Consider the following 17,554-nt stretch of genomic DNA (forward strand, 5'->3'; position numbering starts at 1 on the left):
CCGATCATCCTGGCCAAAGGGTGAGGCGGAGGGCAGTACATCCGTGCCCGTCCGCCTCGCCATCTGCCTCTTGCCAGCGCTTAGGGAGTGCTTGGCAGGAGCCCTGAAACTGATGGTCGCGCCAGCCAAACGAGGAAACCGCTCGGCTGGCGCGTGAATGTCGCTGGATCGCCCGCAACAACTCAAGATTACCCCGCGCTTGATGACTCTCCAATGACGGTCGATCGCGAATTGCATGCTTCTTCAGCACGGCACGAGGAAATCCTCGCCAACGTGAACAGATGACGTGCGCTTTTCTCCGGCTGCTCTTCCGGTTGTTACGGAACGTTGCAGCATCCTTTCTTTGTTAGCCCATCGCCTGGGCAGGAGCTTTTCATGCTGACCAAGCTGACCCGCTGGTTTCAGGCGCCGCCTGAAGCCAAGGCCTCGCGCGCGCATTCCGCCGTCGCGTTCTATTTCGACGGACGCGCCGTGTGGACGCCGCGCGATTACGGCGCGCTGTCCCGCGAGGGTTTTCAGAAGAACGCCATCGTGCATCGCGCCGTGAGGTTGGTCGCGGAAGCTGCCGCCTCCCTACCGTTGACCTTGAAGCAGGAGGGGCGGGATCTGTCCGCGCATCCGCTGCTGTCGTTGCTCGCCCGTCCGAATGCGCGAGAGGGCGGACAGCGCTTTCTCGAAAGCGTCTACGGACATCTGATGGTGTCCGGCAACGCCTATGTGGAGGCGGTCGGCATCGATGGCGCGCCGGTGGAATTGCATGCCCTGCGGCCCGACCGCATGCGTGTGGTGCCGGGCGCGGATGGATGGCCCGCCGCTTATGAATACGCAGTCGGAACGGAAGCGATCCGTTTCGTAATGGGGCAGGGGGAAGTGATGCAGCCGATCTTGCATCTCACCCTGTTTCATCCCTCCGACGATCATTACGGGTTGTCGCCCATGGAAGCCGCGGCAACCGCGCTCGACATCCACAACGCGGCGGGCGCGTGGAACAAGGCCCTCCTCGACAACGCGGCGCGTCCCTCGGGTGCTCTCGTCGTCGGTGGAACGGCGCTCACCGACGCGCAGTTCAGCCGGTTGAAGGAGGAACTCGAGACAAACTACCAGGGCGCAACCAATGCAGGCCGCCCGCTGCTGCTCGAAGGCGGTCTCGATTGGAAGCCCTTGTCGTTGTCGCCGAAGGACATGGATTTCGTGGAAGCCAAATCCGCCGCCGCGCGAGAGATCGCGCTCGCCTTCGGCGTCCCGCCGCTGTTGCTCGGCCTGTCGGGCGACAACACCCACGCCAACTACGCCGAGGCAAACCGCGCGTTTTATCGCCAGACCGTCATTCCGCTGGTGAAGCGCACTACGGAAGCCCTCGCGCAATGGCTCTCGCCCGGCTTCGGCGATGTGCTGCAGCTGGAGCCCGATCTCGACGCCATCGAGGCGCTGGCGGATGAGCGCGAAAGCCTGTGGCGGCGCGTATCGGCCGCAGCGTTTCTAACGGATGACGAGAAGCGCGAGGCCGTGGGGTATGGGCGTAGTTCGGGTGCAGGGGCGGTGAAGGGAAAGCGCACGAGAGTCGCCTAGCGTCATCCCGGACGGCGTGAGCCGATCCGGGATCGTCTGCAGAATGAGGCGCTGTTTCCCTCCCCCTTGCGGGGAGGGAAGACCCTGCGCCATTCTCGTCAAGCGATCCCGGATCTTCGCTGCGCTTCGTCCGGGATGACATTCTCCCACGTCTTCACCGGCATTGTGCCGGCGATACCGATTTAAGAAACGCAGCGCACTTCAGAACCGGTCATGGCCGGGCTCGTCCCGGCCATGACGGGGAGACAATGAGTACCTGACGTGGAATTGGCTCACGCCGTCGGATGCCTCATTCGAACCGCCTCGGAGGCATCTCCGCCCATCCACCTCTCAAAACCGCAACAACCCTCAGCGCATCCCATTCTTTGCGCAGGAACAAACAATGAACATTGCCGATAAGATTGCCGAGGCTGTGATCAGCCGGGGCGATCTGGCTCATCTCGCCCTGTTCGTGTGGGCGAGTGGAGCATCCGCATTGCTCGCCATGACGCTTCGCGACCTGTTCGCGGCCAACCGCCGCTTCGATGCATTTGTGCGCGAGCTATCCCTTTTCAACCGCCGTCACACGGGAGATCCCTCATGACCCGAACCACGCTCCGTCCCGTTCGAAAGCCGAAATCTGCGCGCAGCGGGCAGAGCCGCGCCGCGCTGGTGTTCCGGGACTTCGTCCGCCAGCTCGAAAAGCTTGATGGCAAGCCCGCGCAAAGCGCTCGCGGAGCCGAGCGATGAAACACATGGGCGTTCCTATTACGCAGGAGATGAAATTTCTCGCGGAACCTCTGAACGCCGTCGATGCGGATGGCGTGTTCGAAGGCTATGCCAGCCTGTTCGGCGTCACCGATCTCGGCAAGGATGTCGTCATGCCCGGCGCTTTCGCGGAGACGCTGAAGAAGCGCGATGTGAGCGCGGTACGCCTGCTCTGGCAGCACGATCCCGCAACCCCCATCGGGCGCTGGCTAGGGATCGAAGAGGACCGGCGCGGACTTCGCGTGCGCGGCAAGCTCAATCTTGCCGTGGAGCGGGCGCGCGACATCCATGCGCTCATGCGCGAAGGCGCGGTCGATGGTCTGTCCATCGGCTTTCGCGTCGAGCGGGCGCGGGCCGAGCGGCCCACGGGCGTTCGGCGCCTGGAGAAGCTCGATCTGTGGGAGATCTCCGTCGTGACGTTTCCCATGCTGCCGGGGGCTCGCGTCGAGACTGTCAAACACACCCCGCACGACCTCGCATCGGCGATCCGCAGCACGGCCCATCGATTATTTTCCTGAACCATGGCCAGCGAAGAGCGTTACATGCAAGCCCGCGGGAAAGCGGACGCCGCGGGCAGGGCCTGTGCTGCCGTCCGCTTTCTCGGGAGGTTTTCCATGAAGAAGCTCGCTTTCGTCGCCCTTCTCGGCCTCGCTGCCGCGGCCTGCACCACGACTCAAGAACGTGTCGGCGGCGCTGCTGTTGGCGCAGGCGTCGGTGCCGTTGCCGGTCCGGTCGGCGCCGTGGCCGGTGGCGCGGTCGGCGCTGTAACCGGGCCTACCGTCGCCCGGACTACGAGGCGTGCCGTACATTAAAACACGCCGCCTCGCTCTCAACCGAAGCCCGTCGCGAGACGGGCTTTTTCTTTGACCTAACCGATTGATGAACATGATTCCTGTTGTTGAAACCAAATCGATTTCCGACGACTTCTCCTCGGCCTTCGAGGATTTCGCCCGCGCCTTCGAGGCGTTCAAGGACACCAATGATACGCGCCTGTCCGAGATCGAGACGCGCCTGTCGAGCGATGTGGTGACGGAAGAAAAGCTCACCCGCATCGACACCGCCCTCGACGACGCCAAGCGCCGTCTCGACCGCCTGGCGCTCGACCGCTCCCGCCCGCCGCTGAGCCGTGGCGATACCCAGCGCGATCCTGCGCAGACCGAGCACAAGACCGCGTTCAACGCCTATATGCGCTCCGGTGAGGCCACGGGCCTGAAGCGGCTCGAAGAGAAGGCGCTCTCGGCGGGCTCCGGCCCGGATGGCGGCTATCTCGTTCCCGAGATCGTCGAGACCGAAGTGCTGCGCCGTCTCTCCACGATCTCGCCGATCCGCGCGATCTCGTCGGTTCGCGTCATCTCCGGCGGCCAGTATAAGCGCGCCTTCTCGACCTCCGGTCCGGCCACCGGCTGGGTCGGCGAGACGGCGGCCCGCCCGCAGACCGCAGGCTCGACTCTGTCCGAGATGAGCTTCCCGGCCATGGAGCTTTATGCGATGCCGGCCGCCACGCAGACACTTCTCGACGATGCGGTGGTCGATATCGACCGCTGGATCGCGGAGGAGGTCGAGGCGGCCTTCGCCGAGCAGGAAAGCGCCGCCTTCGTCAACGGCGACGGCGTCAACAAGCCCAAGGGCTTCCTCGCCTCCGACGTGGTGAAGGAGGATACCTGGAGCTGGGGCAAGCTCGGTGCGGTTCATACGGGAGGTGCTGCCTTCCCGTCTTCGAACCCGTCCGACGTGCTGGTGGAACTGGTCTATTCCCTGAAGGCCGGCTATCGCCAGAACGCTTCGTTCGTCATGAACCGCAAGACGCAGAGCGCGATCCGCAAGTTCAAGGACACGAATGGTCAGTATCTCTGGTCGCCGCCCGCAAGCCTCGGCCAGTCGGCCACCCTCATGGGCTTCCCTGTCGTGGAGGCCGAGGACATGCCGGATATCGCCGCCGGTTCCTGCGCCGTCGCCTTCGGCGATTTCAAGCGCGGTTATCTCGTGGTGGATCGGGCCGGCATGCGCGTGCTGCGTGATCCGTATTCCGCGAAGCCCTACGTGCTGTTCTACACCACCAAGCGCGTGGGCGGCGGCGTGCAGGATTATGCGGCGATCAAGCTGCTGAAGTTCGCGGCGTAAAATAAGGATGTGGGCGAGGCTTATCGCCTCGTCCACTCGTCCTGCATGCCGTTGAGGCTGCTGACGGCCTGCCTGATCCAGCCGAGATGCTCGACAATGGGCGTCACGGCGGTCAGGCCTCCGCAGGCGCTCGGCTGGCTGGAGCGCATCGCGCCGCTCGACCAGCTGACGATCCCGTAGAGGAGATAGCTGTCGCGCGTCGCGGCGAGGATCGGTCCGCCGGAATCGCCCCGGCAGGCGCCCGCGCCGCTGGTTTCGGCCAGCCGCTCACGATCCACTACGATCAGCACGCGGTTGGCAACCTCGATGGGGCCGAGCGACACGAGATTGGCCTGGCGCAGGGTGCGGGCGGATTGCTTGCGCCGCTCCGCCAGAACGCCGTAGCCGGCGATGGTGACCTCGTCCCCGATGTCGATCCTTCCGGCAAGGGTGGGATCGAGCGGCAGGAAATCCGCTCCGACGGGTGTTTCCAGCCTCAGGATCGCCAGATCGACGCCCGGCTGCGTGCGGGGCGTCGTGCCGGCCACGAAGGTGGGATGCATCGCCATGGCGGCGACCTTGAAGCGCTGCGGCTTGAAGGCCCGGCTCACGACGCTCACCCGGTACGAGGCTCTCTCAATGACGCAATGGGCCGCGGTGAGCACGAGGTCCCGGCCGATCAGGGCGCCCGAGCAGAGCTCCCCGAGGGAGTTCTCAATGGAAACGACCGAGCGCCGGAGACCGTTCGGATCCCTGGATGTGGCGCCGAGCAGAATGGCCTGAGCGGAACCCGCCCAGAGAACAAGGGCGGCGAGAGCGAGAAAAGGCAGTGCGCGCATCTGGGATATCGGGTGAGGGGAGAATCATTACGTAAGGGAAAGGCCTAGCTTGGTAAGATAGTTCCGGGCCTTCGGCGTTTTCCAGCGTTAGTTTTCGCTCCAGGACACATTGCGGTTCCAGCCCTTGAGAACCCGGTCGATCCATTCCCGTTGCGCTCCAACGAGAATGCCCTGTGTCACGCCTCCACAGCCCTTTCCGCCTGCCGGCGATGCCCAACTCGTGATTGCGGCAATGGCAGCCCCTGATGCCATCGGCCCGCCGGAATCGCCCTGGCAGGCGCCCATAGCGCCCGATCCCTTGGTCCAGAGCAGGATTTTGCTCGGACCATAGGGCTCGGTCACCGTGAGGGACGCCGTGCGGAATGTGCCGGTGGTCTTGGCATCGCCCTCGCGGGAGAGGCCATAGCCGCCGACCGTAACGGTCGTGTCCTTGCCGGGTTTCGCGGCGGTCAGCGTCGCGCTCTCGAAGCGCCGGGGCAGATTGTCGGGAATGCGGACCAGGGCAAGGTCGATGGAGCGCTGGCGCGTCTCGATGGCCTTGGCGTTGTAGCCCGGATGCACCGCCTTTGCGGCGGGCACAATCAGCACAGGCTCTCCGCTCTCGTCGCGAAAATGCACCCGGTGCTCGTCCGCGCCGGTCACGCAATGGGCCGCGGTCAGCACCACGTCGCGGGCCAGCACCACGGCGCTGCACACGCCGCCATTCGAACTCAACACCATCACGCTCTGGCGGGCGAGGGGCCCCTGGTCCTCCGCGCCGCCGACGATGGCCTGCGCCGTATTCGCAAAGAGCGACGTCGCGAGGAGGAGCGTGATCAGACGATTCATCATGGAAGGATTCCTGTTGCGATGATCCCGATATTCATCGAAGGCCCCGCCGTCGAGCCCATATCGCTCACTGAGATGAAAGATTACCTGCGCCTCGATGATGATACGCAGGATGATCTGGTGGCGGGCCTCGTCAAGGCCGCCCGCCTGATGGTGGAAACCGCGTCGCGGCGCGTTCTCATCGAACAGCGTTGGCGCGTGGTGCTCGACCATTGGCCCAGGGGCGGCAGGGTGATGCTGCCGCTGTCGCCCCTTCTGGCCGTGGACGGCATTAAGGTCTTCGATGCATCAGGCGCGGAGACTGAGATTGCGCCATCCTCCATCGACAGCGATGGAGCGGGCGATCCGCCCTCCATTGCGGTCACGGAGGCGCCCGAGCCGGGGAAAGCCAGAAACGGCATCTCCATCGAGCTGCGGGCCGGTTACGGCGCGACGCCCGATGCGGTTCCGGCGACCCTGAAGCTCGCGATCAAGATTCTGGTCGCCCATTGGTTCGAGAACCGGGGCGATGTGGTGGGAGAGCAGATCCTGCCTCCCGAGGCCATGGCGCTGGTCGCGCCGTTTCAGCGCGCCCGCCTTTGACATCACACCCGCCGCTGTCATCCCCGCGAAGGCGGGGATCCATAACCGCTGACGATCCGGAGTAAAGCGAACAGGTTCTGCTGCGCTCTTCTTCCACCCGTTGGGGTTATGGATCCCGGGCTCCGCTGCGCGGCCCCGGAATGACAGTGGAGGCTTTTCGTTTCGAAAGATCCACGCGATGAAAAACAAATCCGTATCCATCGGCGCGCGTGCGCGCCGGTTCGTTCTCGAATTGCCGCTTGAGAGTCCTGACGGGTTCGGTGGCGTCATCCGTTCCTATGCGGCCGGTCCGCAGCTCTGGGGCGCGATGGAAATGCTCGCCGGCACCGAACGCACGCGCGCCGAAAGGCCGGAACAGAGCCTCACCCACAGGATCACCCTGCGCTACCGCGACGGCGTGACCGGCGCGATGCGCCTGACCTCCGGCCTTCGCCGCTTCGCCATCCGCGCCGCATCCGACCCCGATGGATCGCGGCGCGATCTCGTCTGCCTCGTCGAGGAGATCAAGGCATGACGAGCCCGATCCTCGCGCTCCGCCGCGCCATTCTCGATGCCGCTTCGGGCGATGCGGAGCTGACGGCGCTCATGGGCGGAACGCTGCGCCTCTACGACGAGCCGCCCCGCAACGTCGAGCCGGTCTACGCCTTGTTCGGCGATGTGACGGCGGAGGATTGGTCCACCGATACCGATCGCGGCCACGAGCAGGACTTGAGCCTCGTGGTCTGGTGCGAGCGCGGGAGCGCGCGTGCCGGACTCTCGGCTGCGGAGCGCTTCGCCGCTCTGCTCGACGATGTGCCGCTCATTCTCGATGAGCATCGCCTCGTGAACCTGCGCATGACGGAGATTGCCTCTGCGCGCGACAAGGACACGCAACTCACCCGCGTGACGGTTCGCTTTCGCGCGGTGACGGAAGTGGCTTTAGCTCCGCGATAAACATTCTCAACATCATAGAAGGATTGCTTCATGCCTGCTCAAAAGGGCAAGGACCTGCTCATCAAGATCAGTGACGGTGGAACCGGATTTGTGACGGTGGCGGGCCTGCGCACGCGCCAGATCGCGTTCAATACTGAGACCGTCGATGTCACCAACGCGGAATCCGCCGGGCGCTGGCGCGAGCTTTTAGCGGGCGTCGGCGTGCGACGCGCCGGCATTACCGGCTCCGGCGTGTTCAAGGACGAAGCGTCGGATGCGCGCCTGCGCCAGGTGTTCTTCGACGGCGATATTCAAACCTATCAGATCGTCATTCCCGATTTCGGACGCATCGAAGGTCCGTTCCAGATCACGAGCCTGGAATATCGCGGCGACCATGCGGGCGAGGTGACATTCGAGATGTCGTTCGAATCCGCAGGCGCGCTGACCTTCGTGGCGTTGTGACGGAGGTTGCCATGGCGAACAGACGACGCGGCGAGGTGGCCCTGCAATTGGGAGCCGAGCGCTATACCTTATGCCTCACGCTGGGCGCGCTCGCCGAACTCGAGGATGCGTTCGGAGTCGATGATCTCATGGCGCTCGCCGAACGCTTCGGCACGGGCCGCCTGTCGAGCCGCGATCTTCTGCGGTTGCTTGCTGTCGCCCTGCGCGGTGGCGGTCATGATGTGAGCGATGCAGAGGTGGCCGCCCTGCCTCTGCCGGAAGGGATCGAGCCAATGGCAACGGCCATCGCCGATCTTCTCATGGTCACCTTCGGAGCCGAGGCATCCTCTCCAAACCCTCCGCTGCGGAATCTACCCCCGTTTTTATACTATGTATGTAAATACAACGGCTTAGAGACGGTCATCTAATCAAATGGCATAACCAAACATTCGTATAACCAAACTTAATTTTAATGGTCGTTGATCCTCGCGGGATGACGTGGAAAGTGCGCACTGGAACCTAGCCCGACTGTTAGGCGATCTTCGACGCTCAAGACATCAATAATTGTTGGAGGCCCTTGGTCTGCTCTACTGGGATAATTGATCCTAGAGCATATGCCATTAACTCGATGTGCCTGACATGTATAAGTTCGTAATTGTTGACAAAGCGGACAGAGTTTCAGCAACCGTTCTGTATACCTAAAAATAGTATGGCGCTGCATACTGGACGTGCGCTACCAGAAAAGTATGATGATGCCATCAATCGCGGGGCCGGACGACGAGAAACATCCTGTAGACTTGTGGAATGTGCCGCTGATCTTGCTTGTAGGCATACCTCATTCAGTGATTTGCCGGGGCCAGCTTCCGGCAGTCGGAGTTCCCGAAGTTGGTTCGGTATCCATAGGGAGGCAATCTTGGGACGTCCCTCCGTAATCCCCATCCTATGCAGGCAACTTGGTGATCGCCTCGACCAGATCATCACGGAGTGGAACGTCCAAGCGGAAGGCAACCGCGTTCCGACGCTGCCGCTCATCGACGGCAAGGTAAATGTGCGCGAGCTTGCCCGCCAATCAGGCTTCGAAGGAAGCCAAGAGCAACATTTGTTCAAGAATTCGGAGCTCAAAAGCATGGTCAATGCGGTTGCTCTGGAGCAGGGGGTCGAGCCGGTTGGGAGCCGCACCGAATTCGACGCTGAGCATCCTGCTGTGGTCAAACGCTTCCGGCAGGCCAAAGCTGATCACTCCGAACTGGGGAAAGTCGCCGCCGAGCGGGAGGCCTTGATTGAACGCCTCCGTAGAGAACTCGCCAGCAAGGACGAGCAGTTGGCTCTTTTAGAGAGCGTCGGCCTGGTGATGCGGATCGGGAAGGTGAGCTAGTGCGCATTCGAGTGTCAGAGATCGTTTCCCAGCGTGAGTTCGGTTTCATTTTCAAGGGTGACGTTGTCGAGCAGGACGATGCTCTCCAAGGGCAGCGTCTACGCGTCAAGGCCGGTCGGAACGCCCTTCTGGGCGAACCGGTTCCTGGAGAAACCTGGGACGTCTACGGTTGGACACGCGAGACCGCTTGGGGACCGCAGATCGATGCGACCCGGGCTGTCAGGGTAATGCCAAATGGCTCTCTGATCTGCGACTTCCTCGCTGCGCACGTTCCCGGGATCGGCCCAGAACGGGCACGGCGGCTGTGGGAGTATTTTGGTGCCGATCTGGCCGATTACCTATCCTCGGAATCTCATATCGAGCTTATCGCCAAGGTCATTGAGCCTGATCGTCCGCAGCTTGCGCCGCGACTAGCTGCCCTTCTCATTCGCACGTGGATAAATGCCTCGAGCGAGACTCGGCTGATCGAATGGCTTGCCTCGCACGGCTTCGAGGACGTGCTTCTTGCACGGAAGGTTGCCCGCTTAATGGGCCCCGAGGCGGTGGAGCGGGTCGCCAGCAATCCATATAGCCTCGTGCCGTTACTTCCATGGTCGAAGGTGGATCACCTGGGATTACGTGTTCTCGCCGAGACGGGATCGCCCAATCCCCATCACGACATCCGCCGACTTGTCGGAGCGGTGGACGCAACCGTAAAGCGTGCCATTCGCAAGGGGCATACTGCACTCGACGACAGCATGTTGCGGGAGGGAGTCTCACGGGCGCTCGGTGTCAATACTGCGAGCGGTCGTGTCACGGCCGCTATCGATGCCGGCGAGCGTAACATCGCGGTGGTGCGACAAGGTGGGCTGTGGAGAGCCCCAGGCGCTATGACCATGGAGGAGGCTGTCACGGAGCACCTACGCAAAATGGTCCGTGCAGACTACCCATGCCCAGTTCGAATACCCTCCCTGGGTCCAATGGAGCAACTTCTCGACACGCATGAGAGCAAGTCAGAGCCCCTTCATCCCGAACAACGTGAGGCCATCATAAAGGTTCTTCGAAGTCCGCTTGCCTGTCTTCAAGGTGGTGCCGGAGTCGGCAAGACCTACACGACAAGAATGCTGTGCGACATTTGGGAAGACCTCGGAGGGCGGGTTCTCCTTTGCGCTTTGGCAGGCAAGGCCGCTCTGCGCCTCAGCCGGGCCACAGGCCGACTGGCTCGGACCCTTGCCCGAACGCTGGCTGATCTTATCAGGAGAGAAACTCTCAAGCGGACGATGTGGGATGAGGAGATTGACTCGTCAGAGCTGAACAAGATCGTCACTAAACTCAAAACTCTGGCCGAGGTAGATACAAGGACGCTGGTGATCATCGATGAGGCATCCATGGTGGATCTACCCACGATGCATGCTCTCTTGCGTAGGATGCCAATAGGATCGCGCCTTCTGCTTGTTGGCGATCAGGCCCAACTTCCACCCATCGGCTTCGGTCTAGTCTACCATCGGTTGGTTCGGGATCGCACGATCACATTTCGCCTTGAAACAGTCCATCGTCAGGCTGCTGAGACTGGAATCCCCGGCGTCGCCGCCACCATACGATCCGGTAGTTTTCCATCATTCCGACAATACCGTGGGCAAGATGCTGGCGTATCGTTCATACCGTGCCCTGTCGAAGAGCTGCCGCAACGCATAGAACGGACTGTATATGAGCTTGGTGGGCACGTAGCTGGGCTGTTGATCATCACTGCGACGAATGAGGGTCCCGCGGGAGTCAATAGCATCAACTCGCGCCTGCATCGGCTCTACTTGGGGAGCACGGATCGACCTGAGATCAAGGGCCATTTTGGCCAACGATTTGCTGTGGGCGAGCCGGTAATCCACCTCCGAAACGATTACAGCCGTGGGCTCTTCAACGGCCTCCTTGGCATGATCACCGCGGTCGATACGCAATCTCGGAGTTGCACGGTGTCGTTTGATGGTGAAGCGGATCCCCATGATTTCAACACTGAGCAACTGATCGATCTTTCGCTCGCGTATGCTGTCACCTGTCATAAGGCCCAGGGTTCTTCCGCCCCCCGTGTGATGGTCCCAGTTTACAAGAGCTTTGCGATGGATCCATCGTGGATATACACGGCCTTAACCCGCGCAGAGAAGCAAACCGTATTCATAGGGGATCCTGATGTCCTGCACGAGGCCCTTCGCGGTCCTTCCGCAGCGGATCGACGTCATGTCGGGTTCGATTGGACCTCGAATGCACGAACCTTACCTCTTTTGGCGACTAACCCTGTTCCGCCAAGCTTGTTGCGCCAAAGATAGAATCCAAGGCTGCTTTGCTGTTGACGGTTCCGAACTGGCGCATCCGGCCGAGATTCCGCTTCGGTGGTTGATCGCAGACAATGCGAGTGGCCGGATGACCTGCATTGTTGGACGTCGATTCACAGTATGATGACCTCGTGGAGGCGTCGATATGATCGCGCACATACCAAGGCATTCAGGGAGATCAATGTGTGTTTGTCCTCGAGACTAAGACAATCTCGATCATTCTCCGCAGATTGCGAATTGACCCTCCTGTCCACGCTGCGGCGACAGCCGCCATCTCGATCTCATCGAGCGGGCTGACCCAGCGATCATCGAGTCCTTGCGCCGCCAGGATGTCAGCAATGATCTGGCGTGAGAGGTACCGCAGATGTTCGCGTCCTGGCTCCGGAAACGTGATGATCCGACAGCGATCTCTTAGTGGAGCAGAAAGTCCGTCAAGTGAGTTGGCCGTCATTAGCCAACTGACATGCGAAAGGTCGCAAGGAGCTTGCACATATGGATCATGGAAACGGCATGCCGTCTCCTTCTCGAGAAATGCTAGAAGCGCATCGTGTACCTGCCCGTTGTAACGGGAGGTGCCGGCCTTCTCGATCTCGTCCAAAACTGCACCTGGCCCCGCAGTCCGGTACCGAATTACAAGGGCAATCGGCAGAGAGGGTTCGCCGGTTGACCAGCGACGCGGGGTTCCCGCAAAACTTCCGTCGGAGATCCCGCCGCATGGAACTACGTCGTGTGGCACGTTCAGCACCGTGAGAAGTCGGCGCGCCAACCGGGTCTTTCCGGATCCTGGCGAACCAACGAGGATAGTGGGGCGGAGCAGGACACGCGAGCGAGGGACGAGGTCTGTAAGAATGCGATCGATCACGTCGGTCGCAAAAGGGAACTCGGCATGCAAAGTAGTCCGTACCTGGACCAGATCCGGTAAGGGGACCAAAGGCAACGCCTTTCCGATAAATGGCTCTAGTTCCTTCGCCACCTTCTTTCCCTCGGTTGTGGTCGCATTTCCTACCTGATGAAAAACGACAACCGAGGACGGGGAACTTGCCTCCAGTTTCTCCTGCCGAGGTGAGATGGCCGAAGCTTTTGCCGGGTCTTCTCCTGTCGATTTCTCAATTGCCGCTTTAAGTTTAGCCGCCTGCTCGGAAACGGCTTGTATCTCGATGAGGTTGGTCAGGATCCAGCCGTAGTGGGAAACAAGATCAGCGGGCCGTCGTGTGCGCAGCATCCGCGCTTCCTTCCCGAAGTACGCAAACGCAGGGTCGGATGCGGCAAAGGAAAGCCAACCCAGGGCCGACGTGATCAAGGGAATGGCATATTCCCATTCGGTGGGATCATGCTCCAATCCGATCACGGCAGTGATCGTCTGGCGGGCGATTTCCATAGCAGCACTGTGGTCGCCGAGATGGGCAAGATAAATCTGGCACCGCAACCGCCAGGATTTCGCTCCGTCAGGAAGAGAAGTCGCCGCCACGCGTAGCGTGTCCGCAAGCGACCGGACCTCGTCCATTCCGGCGCTGACGGTCAATTGCTCCAAGCCGTGGAAGACCATTGCGAAATGAGCGTGGTCCGCCTTCCTCTGAAGCCGGGGCATCAACCTTTCGGCAAAGGCTTGCATGTCGCGCTGGATGTCGTTTCCAAGGAATGACATGCCCGCAAGCAGTTCGATTTCCGAAGGTAGGTGGAAGCCCGCGATGGCCGCTCTCTTGCGGCGCTCGAAATGCCTGAACGCGACGTGGGTGCCCTTGGCGTTCCCGGATGTATCCTTCATGGTCACGAATCGATTCCTTCGTCACGAAGTTAGGTTCGCCTCACGCGGCAGCCCAAGGCGGCACCACCGCGACTTCGTCCTCGCCCATCCCTGGTCAGGAGCAAAGACCCAGAGCTCGGACGTGGCGACCAGGCGTCCCGTGCCGGACAGCTTCGGATGGTCGCAGACATTGCCGACTAGGCAGGGGACCGACCGGGTGCCACGCTCCCAATTGCCGAGGATCGGTGCGTCCTCAAGATCCGACTTAGTCGGCCCCCTGCTGTGCCTGATTGCCATGAGATCCGCGCTCAGACGAACAAGACGATCGATTTCGAGGTCGAGGAGTCCGCGGAAGGGGCCATGCTCGCGAGTAATGAGTATCATCGCAATTCGTTTCCATTGAGTTGGACAAGAGGGACTGCGCCGCATTGCACTCGCATCGGGTATCCGACCGAGTAGGTCGCGGGTGCCCGCCTAGCGGGACATCGACTTGGGGTTTGGTGGTCTCAAGACATTACGCTTTGCGTGATTGGAGCCGGTGAACGGTCGATGAAAACGCAGAAGCAGGGTTGTGGCGCTGACCCCGCAGAGCCGATGACCCGGGGTTCAGGTGCGGTCGGGTATGCCGAGCCTGAACAAGCCTGCGAGCGTGAGTACCCACCCCTGTTCCTTTGCGAGTACCCAAAGGTCTGTCGTGAAGAATGCGAGAGCCCTCCCGGTTTCCTCGTCGAGCACATTTCCGAAGATCGCTTGAGTGGGTACGAACTCAAAGGCCCAATCATCGATGACCGGGGCGCTGGCAAGTCGCCTCTGGCTTGGACCGGTGCCGGCGTGGATCGTCCTGAGGTCTGCTGCCAGGCGTTCGAGGCGGTCAGCCGTCAAGAGCATGCGTTCCGCATCATCGAATCCATCGTCCTTGAGCCCAAACATGCGAAGCGCCTCCCTGATTCGTAATCCTGAATCCTTGGCCGGTATAGGCTTCGCCCCATGCCTTGTCCATCGACTTTGTCCCCTCACGGGACATTGAAACGGCATAAGAGGACAAAAAATTGGTTCGATGGGACAATTGTTGACAAGACAACCTGAGCGTTGCCGATGTGGCCGAATGTTAGCGAGGCCCAAGATCCTGAAAGCCGCACGTCTCCTCCTGAATCTCACTCAGGAGCAGGTCGGCGAAGCCGCAGGTTTTAGCGACAAGACCGTGAAACGCATGGAGTCTGGAGCCGCGAAGGTGACCATCGACGTGCTCGAGGCGGTACAACGTGTGTACGAGCGCCAAGGCGTCCGGTTCCTTCAGGAAACCGACGATGAAGGCGAAGGCTTACGGCTCCCCAAGAACCTGAAGTGAACCTCACCGGAAATCCCCCTGTGGGACATAGCAAAGTGCAGTGATCCCATCTGGCTAGGGCGGGCCTTGGTTCAAATCTGGCTTGCTGATTTCATGCATCCTCTCAGGCGGGTACCGACTTGGCAGGAGACAGCAGGAAATGCCCAGGACGCCTAGCTGGCAATTCCTTGAGATTTAAGACCCCCCACGACTGCGATGCTCATGGCGGTGTCGGCCTGGATCCCGCTTTTCCTAAAGGTGAATGGATTGGATAGTGCGTGATGAAACAGATGTCCCCGCATTCCACAGTCATAGAACAAAGCGCGAACATATTGATGGCCTACGCGATTTGAAATCGGTACCGTTGCTTTCCTACAAGGAGATGATGATGACTGATCAAGTTCACCCTGAAAGCGACGTGGATCCATTGGAGGCGAACGTTGCCGCCGTGATCGATGCCTGTGGCGGCAACCCGAGGACAGCTATCCGTGCTCTACTCATCGAGCACGAAATTTTGGAGCAGCGCATTGGGCGTTTGGCTTCGGCGATATCATTCGGATACGTCCGGGGCCGAGCCGGGACCAATCCGGCCAGCCACGCTGATCGGTAGGTATTTACCGGAGGCTTGAGCCCATGCGTCATGGTCATTCAAGGTGAACTCAGCGGAGGATGCCTCCAGAGATCGCCGATAAGTTGCTTGAGTCCCTGCGTCCAACCCGGCATCTCCTCACCCGGTCGCTAGCCGAGATCCCGATCGGATGCCCGGAGTACCAACAGATCGACAAGGTGGTGCAACAGGTTGATGGGCTGGCGGAGATCCTGACCGGGGCTCGGACCCACTTCTACCGCGATGACGGGTCAGGCGATGCTCGGAACAAGAGGGATCGGACGAGGTGAGTGTGCTGGAGTCCCCGCATTCTTGCCATCCAGAACTTGCGAAGACCGTTTGCCCTTCACCGGATGCCACTCATGAATGAGGCGGTTGTCCATTGGGGTCGAACTCGGCATCGATGCGCGGAGCGTGGGGAAGGCGTGATCACACCGATTCCGGCGCTATCAAGTTCGTTACCGTGACAATAGGGACAACGTGCCGACCGTACTCATCCGGTGCAAGACAATCTGCTGCCTAAGGTGGTGAATAAACGATCGAGCCAGAAGAGCCGCCAAGTCGCGCCTGGGCAGTAAAGCGGCCGGGGCTTTTGAAAAAGGCGAATGTTTGGCCCGCGTGTCTCGCAAGGGATCCGCCAACGGGACAGCCAGGGCCGGAGCGCGAAGACACCCGGAAAGCAGGTTTGGCTTTCCCAAAACCTGTTCCCGAAATATGATTCCCGAAACTGGCGGTTTGGGACGGAGTTACGGGACAGATGCTGATCGGCTACGCGCGTGTCTCGACGGCCGATCAGGATTTGGCGCTGCAAACCGACGCCCTGACCAAGGCCGGGTGCGAAAAGCTGTTTACCGACAAGGCGAGTGGCGCGAAGGCAACCCGGCCGGGGCTGGCGGAAGCCCTCGAGTTCGTGCGTGCTGGCGACACGCTGGTGATCTGGAAGCTCGACCGGCTCGGCCGCTCAATCCAGGGGCTGATCGAGCTGGCGGCCGACCTATCGGCGCGCAAGGTCGATTTCCGATCTCTGACGGATGGGTTCGACACGTCCACGCCCTCGGGCCGGCTGCTATTCCATATCCTCGCTTCGGTCGCGGAGATGGAGCGCGAGCTGATAAAGGAGCGGACCATCGCGGGTTTGGCGGCGGCGCGTGCCAAAGGCTGCAATGGCGGAGGGCGAAAGTCGGTGATGTCGCCAGACATGCTCGACACCGCCCGCAAGTTGCTCGCGGCGGGCGATAGCCCGGCGAAGGTCGCGAAGCTGCTGCAAGTCGGGCGATCGACCTTCTACCGCCATTTCCCGGCAAGTAAGCGGGAGACTGACTGATCCATGACCGCTTCGGGTCACGCCAAGAAGATCAGGAGTCCTCTGGAAAGTCCGGTCTCGGATCCTTGAGCCGACATTAACCCTTCTTCCGGAACGTGCCATTACCAGACCTTTGCCTATCGTCAGAGGTGGCATTACTTGGCTCAATCTGCCATGGCGGAATGAAAAACCGTGGCGGGTATTGCCGCTTGAACAATTATGCCGCCAGCCAGATTTCATTGCGCCTAGCAGCAGTTAACGTGACATGCCCCGGCACCCTCAGAGAGAGCTTTGACAGCATGAAGCTGCGTCGCTGCTAAACGTGCAGCAGAAATTCAGGATTGTCCGCCAACTTGCACTCAAACTTCATCGGCTTGAAGTCGGAGTCAAACTTCAGGATGATGTTCTCGCTGCGGCTAGCGATATAAAAGTGCCCTGATTTCGTGAACGCCATTCCGCACGCTTTCTTCACCTTCACTCCTTCAATTGGCGAGAGCGTGAAATCGCCCGGGGAACTGGGCAGATTCGCGGTAAGCACCTTGTTGCCTGCGCTGACGTACAGATTGCCCTTCCACACCGCCATATGGACGGGCGATTTTATGCCGTTGCTCTGGCCCAGAAATTGCCCGTTCTTGTCATAAGCTTTCACTCTGCCAGCGGGCTCGTCGGCAACATAGAGTGCGTTGTTTGCCCACACCAATCCCCGAACAGAATGCTTGTTTTTGCCCGAACCGGAGTATTCCAGCCCAGCCGGAGTCTTCATCGGCGTAGTCGTTGAACCCAGGTTGCCCACGCTGGAAGCTACAAAAGTGCCAGGGTAGAACGTGCCACTTGCGGGCAGCGCTGGAGCTTGCGGAGCCGGTGTCGCGCTCGTGCC

Annotated in this window: 22 protein-coding genes; 16 read left to right on the forward strand and 6 right to left on the reverse strand. The window is 60.9% G+C overall.

Annotated elements, in window-relative coordinates:
* Nucleotides 1-375: 375 nt before the first annotated feature.
* The 6 genes from ACXJKO_RS22085 (at nucleotide 376) to ACXJKO_RS22110 (ending at nucleotide 4,437) form a co-directional block, all read left to right on the forward strand.
* Entirely contained in the window at nucleotides 376-1,569 is a 1,194-nt protein-coding gene (locus tag ACXJKO_RS22085; RefSeq protein WP_457093224.1) for a phage portal protein, read from the forward strand.
* Nucleotides 1,570-1,951: 382 nt separating this feature from the next.
* Nucleotides 1,952-2,152: a hypothetical protein gene (locus tag ACXJKO_RS22090; RefSeq protein ID WP_457093225.1), complete on the forward strand. Its 201-nt coding sequence runs from the start codon at nucleotides 1,952-1,954 to the stop codon at nucleotides 2,150-2,152.
* Nucleotides 2,149-2,298: a hypothetical protein gene (locus tag ACXJKO_RS22095; RefSeq protein WP_457093226.1), complete on the forward strand. Its 150-nt coding sequence runs from the start codon at nucleotides 2,149-2,151 to the stop codon at nucleotides 2,296-2,298. Before ACXJKO_RS22090 ends, ACXJKO_RS22095 begins: the two co-directional genes overlap by 4 nt.
* Nucleotides 2,295-2,834: an HK97 family phage prohead protease gene (locus tag ACXJKO_RS22100; RefSeq protein WP_457093227.1), complete on the forward strand. Its 540-nt coding sequence runs from the start codon at nucleotides 2,295-2,297 to the stop codon at nucleotides 2,832-2,834. Before ACXJKO_RS22095 ends, ACXJKO_RS22100 begins: the two co-directional genes overlap by 4 nt.
* A gap of 96 nt (nucleotides 2,835-2,930) precedes the next feature.
* Nucleotides 2,931-3,128: a hypothetical protein gene (locus ACXJKO_RS22105; protein WP_457093228.1), complete on the forward strand. Its 198-nt coding sequence runs from the start codon at nucleotides 2,931-2,933 to the stop codon at nucleotides 3,126-3,128.
* 73 nt (nucleotides 3,129-3,201) lie between these two features.
* Nucleotides 3,202-4,437, forward strand: a complete 1,236-nt coding sequence (locus ACXJKO_RS22110) for a phage major capsid protein (RefSeq protein ID WP_457093229.1) — start codon at nucleotides 3,202-3,204, stop codon at nucleotides 4,435-4,437.
* A 20-nt stretch (nucleotides 4,438-4,457) separates the two neighbouring features.
* Here the strand turns inward: ACXJKO_RS22110 and ACXJKO_RS22115 are convergent, their stop codons facing one another.
* The gene (locus ACXJKO_RS22115; RefSeq protein WP_457093230.1) at nucleotides 4,458-5,255 is read right to left on the reverse strand and encodes a S1 family peptidase; all 798 of its coding nucleotides are present in this window, start codon (nucleotides 5,253-5,255) and stop codon (nucleotides 4,458-4,460) included.
* A gap of 87 nt (nucleotides 5,256-5,342) precedes the next feature.
* Nucleotides 5,343-6,086: a S1 family peptidase gene (locus ACXJKO_RS22120; RefSeq protein ID WP_457093231.1), complete on the reverse strand. Its 744-nt coding sequence runs from the start codon at nucleotides 6,084-6,086 to the stop codon at nucleotides 5,343-5,345.
* An 18-nt stretch (nucleotides 6,087-6,104) separates the two neighbouring features.
* Here ACXJKO_RS22120 and ACXJKO_RS22125 point away from each other — a divergent pair, with 18 nt between their 5' ends.
* From ACXJKO_RS22125 to ACXJKO_RS22155, 7 genes are all read left to right on the forward strand, one after another.
* Nucleotides 6,105-6,665, forward strand: coding sequence for a head-tail connector protein (locus ACXJKO_RS22125; protein WP_457093232.1), 561 nt, complete (start codon nucleotides 6,105-6,107; stop codon nucleotides 6,663-6,665).
* Between the two features lie 178 nt (nucleotides 6,666-6,843).
* Nucleotides 6,844-7,179, forward strand: a complete 336-nt coding sequence (locus tag ACXJKO_RS22130; RefSeq protein WP_457093233.1) for a phage head closure protein — start codon at nucleotides 6,844-6,846, stop codon at nucleotides 7,177-7,179.
* Nucleotides 7,176-7,598, forward strand: coding sequence for a DUF3168 domain-containing protein (locus ACXJKO_RS22135; protein WP_457093234.1), 423 nt, complete (start codon nucleotides 7,176-7,178; stop codon nucleotides 7,596-7,598). Before ACXJKO_RS22130 ends, ACXJKO_RS22135 begins: the two co-directional genes overlap by 4 nt.
* Before the next feature lie 30 nt (nucleotides 7,599-7,628).
* Nucleotides 7,629-8,039 (forward strand): phage major tail protein, TP901-1 family, encoded by a 411-nt coding sequence (locus tag ACXJKO_RS22140; protein ID WP_457093235.1) that lies wholly within the window; start codon nucleotides 7,629-7,631, stop codon nucleotides 8,037-8,039.
* 11 nt (nucleotides 8,040-8,050) lie between these two features.
* On the forward strand, nucleotides 8,051-8,446 hold the full coding sequence (locus ACXJKO_RS22145) for a gene transfer agent family protein (RefSeq protein WP_457093236.1): 396 nt from the start codon (nucleotides 8,051-8,053) through the stop codon (nucleotides 8,444-8,446).
* 485 nt (nucleotides 8,447-8,931) lie between these two features.
* Complete coding sequence (locus ACXJKO_RS22150; RefSeq protein ID WP_457093237.1) at nucleotides 8,932-9,393, forward strand: hypothetical protein; 462 nt, start codon at nucleotides 8,932-8,934, stop codon at nucleotides 9,391-9,393.
* An 11-nt stretch (nucleotides 9,394-9,404) separates the two neighbouring features.
* The gene (locus ACXJKO_RS22155; RefSeq protein WP_457093238.1) at nucleotides 9,405-11,690 is read left to right on the forward strand and encodes an AAA family ATPase; all 2,286 of its coding nucleotides are present in this window, start codon (nucleotides 9,405-9,407) and stop codon (nucleotides 11,688-11,690) included.
* A 184-nt stretch (nucleotides 11,691-11,874) separates the two neighbouring features.
* On the opposite strand, the gene ACXJKO_RS22160 is transcribed toward ACXJKO_RS22155, so the two are convergent.
* The 3 genes from ACXJKO_RS22160 to ACXJKO_RS22170 form a co-directional block, all read right to left on the reverse strand.
* Nucleotides 11,875-13,461, reverse strand: a complete 1,587-nt coding sequence (locus tag ACXJKO_RS22160) for an AAA family ATPase (protein WP_457093245.1) — start codon at nucleotides 13,459-13,461, stop codon at nucleotides 11,875-11,877.
* 21 nt (nucleotides 13,462-13,482) lie between these two features.
* The gene (locus ACXJKO_RS22165) at nucleotides 13,483-13,824 is read right to left on the reverse strand and encodes a DUF6634 family protein (RefSeq protein WP_457093239.1); all 342 of its coding nucleotides are present in this window, start codon (nucleotides 13,822-13,824) and stop codon (nucleotides 13,483-13,485) included.
* A 222-nt stretch (nucleotides 13,825-14,046) separates the two neighbouring features.
* A complete protein-coding gene (locus ACXJKO_RS22170) occupies nucleotides 14,047-14,370 on the reverse strand; it encodes a DUF6634 family protein (RefSeq protein WP_457093240.1) in 324 nt (107 codons plus the stop codon).
* Nucleotides 14,371-14,545: 175 nt separating this feature from the next.
* Between ACXJKO_RS22170 and ACXJKO_RS22175 the strand changes: the two genes are divergently transcribed.
* From ACXJKO_RS22175 to ACXJKO_RS22185, 3 genes are all read left to right on the forward strand, one after another.
* Entirely contained in the window at nucleotides 14,546-14,788 is a 243-nt protein-coding gene (locus ACXJKO_RS22175; RefSeq protein WP_457093241.1) for a helix-turn-helix domain-containing protein, read from the forward strand.
* A 253-nt stretch (nucleotides 14,789-15,041) separates the two neighbouring features.
* On the forward strand, nucleotides 15,042-15,377 hold the full coding sequence (locus ACXJKO_RS22180; protein ID WP_457093242.1) for a hypothetical protein: 336 nt from the start codon (nucleotides 15,042-15,044) through the stop codon (nucleotides 15,375-15,377).
* Between the two features lie 754 nt (nucleotides 15,378-16,131).
* Nucleotides 16,132-16,698 carry a recombinase family protein gene (locus ACXJKO_RS22185; RefSeq protein WP_457093243.1) on the forward strand — a complete coding sequence of 189 codons (567 nt, stop codon included), beginning with the start codon at nucleotides 16,132-16,134 and terminating at the stop codon, nucleotides 16,696-16,698.
* 295 nt (nucleotides 16,699-16,993) lie between these two features.
* Here ACXJKO_RS22185 and ACXJKO_RS22190 read toward each other — a convergent pair.
* A partial coding sequence (locus ACXJKO_RS22190; protein WP_457093244.1) for a hypothetical protein occupies nucleotides 16,994-17,554 on the reverse strand: 561 nt, incomplete at its 5' end.

Source organism: Microvirga sp. P5_D2 (genome assembly GCF_054049475.1).

What these genes read in the sequence shown, in the direction of transcription:
- ACXJKO_RS22085 (WP_457093224.1), top strand. Translation starts at nt 376, where the DNA reads ATGCTGACCAAGCTGACCCGCTGGTTTCAGGCGCCGCCTGAAGCCAAG.
- ACXJKO_RS22090 (WP_457093225.1), top strand. Translation starts at nt 1,952, where the DNA reads ATGAACATTGCCGATAAGATTGCCGAGGCTGTGATCAGCCGGGGCGAT.
- ACXJKO_RS22095 (WP_457093226.1), top strand. Translation starts at nt 2,149, where the DNA reads ATGACCCGAACCACGCTCCGTCCCGTTCGAAAGCCGAAATCTGCGCGC.
- ACXJKO_RS22100 (WP_457093227.1), top strand. Translation starts at nt 2,295, where the DNA reads ATGAAACACATGGGCGTTCCTATTACGCAGGAGATGAAATTTCTCGCG.
- ACXJKO_RS22105 (WP_457093228.1), top strand. Translation starts at nt 2,931, where the DNA reads ATGAAGAAGCTCGCTTTCGTCGCCCTTCTCGGCCTCGCTGCCGCGGCC.
- ACXJKO_RS22110 (WP_457093229.1), top strand. Translation starts at nt 3,202, where the DNA reads ATGATTCCTGTTGTTGAAACCAAATCGATTTCCGACGACTTCTCCTCG.
- ACXJKO_RS22115 (WP_457093230.1), bottom strand. Translation starts at nt 5,255, where the DNA reads ATGCGCGCACTGCCTTTTCTCGCTCTCGCCGCCCTTGTTCTCTGGGCG.
- ACXJKO_RS22120 (WP_457093231.1), bottom strand. Translation starts at nt 6,086, where the DNA reads ATGATGAATCGTCTGATCACGCTCCTCCTCGCGACGTCGCTCTTTGCG.
- ACXJKO_RS22125 (WP_457093232.1), top strand. Translation starts at nt 6,105, where the DNA reads ATGATCCCGATATTCATCGAAGGCCCCGCCGTCGAGCCCATATCGCTC.
- ACXJKO_RS22130 (WP_457093233.1), top strand. Translation starts at nt 6,844, where the DNA reads ATGAAAAACAAATCCGTATCCATCGGCGCGCGTGCGCGCCGGTTCGTT.
- ACXJKO_RS22135 (WP_457093234.1), top strand. Translation starts at nt 7,176, where the DNA reads ATGACGAGCCCGATCCTCGCGCTCCGCCGCGCCATTCTCGATGCCGCT.
- ACXJKO_RS22140 (WP_457093235.1), top strand. Translation starts at nt 7,629, where the DNA reads ATGCCTGCTCAAAAGGGCAAGGACCTGCTCATCAAGATCAGTGACGGT.
- ACXJKO_RS22145 (WP_457093236.1), top strand. Translation starts at nt 8,051, where the DNA reads ATGGCGAACAGACGACGCGGCGAGGTGGCCCTGCAATTGGGAGCCGAG.
- ACXJKO_RS22160 (WP_457093245.1), bottom strand. Translation starts at nt 13,461, where the DNA reads ATGAAGGATACATCCGGGAACGCCAAGGGCACCCACGTCGCGTTCAGG.
- ACXJKO_RS22165 (WP_457093239.1), bottom strand. Translation starts at nt 13,824, where the DNA reads ATGATACTCATTACTCGCGAGCATGGCCCCTTCCGCGGACTCCTCGAC.
- ACXJKO_RS22170 (WP_457093240.1), bottom strand. Translation starts at nt 14,370, where the DNA reads ATGTTTGGGCTCAAGGACGATGGATTCGATGATGCGGAACGCATGCTC.
- ACXJKO_RS22175 (WP_457093241.1), top strand. Translation starts at nt 14,546, where the DNA reads ATGTTAGCGAGGCCCAAGATCCTGAAAGCCGCACGTCTCCTCCTGAAT.
- ACXJKO_RS22185 (WP_457093243.1), top strand. Translation starts at nt 16,132, where the DNA reads ATGCTGATCGGCTACGCGCGTGTCTCGACGGCCGATCAGGATTTGGCG.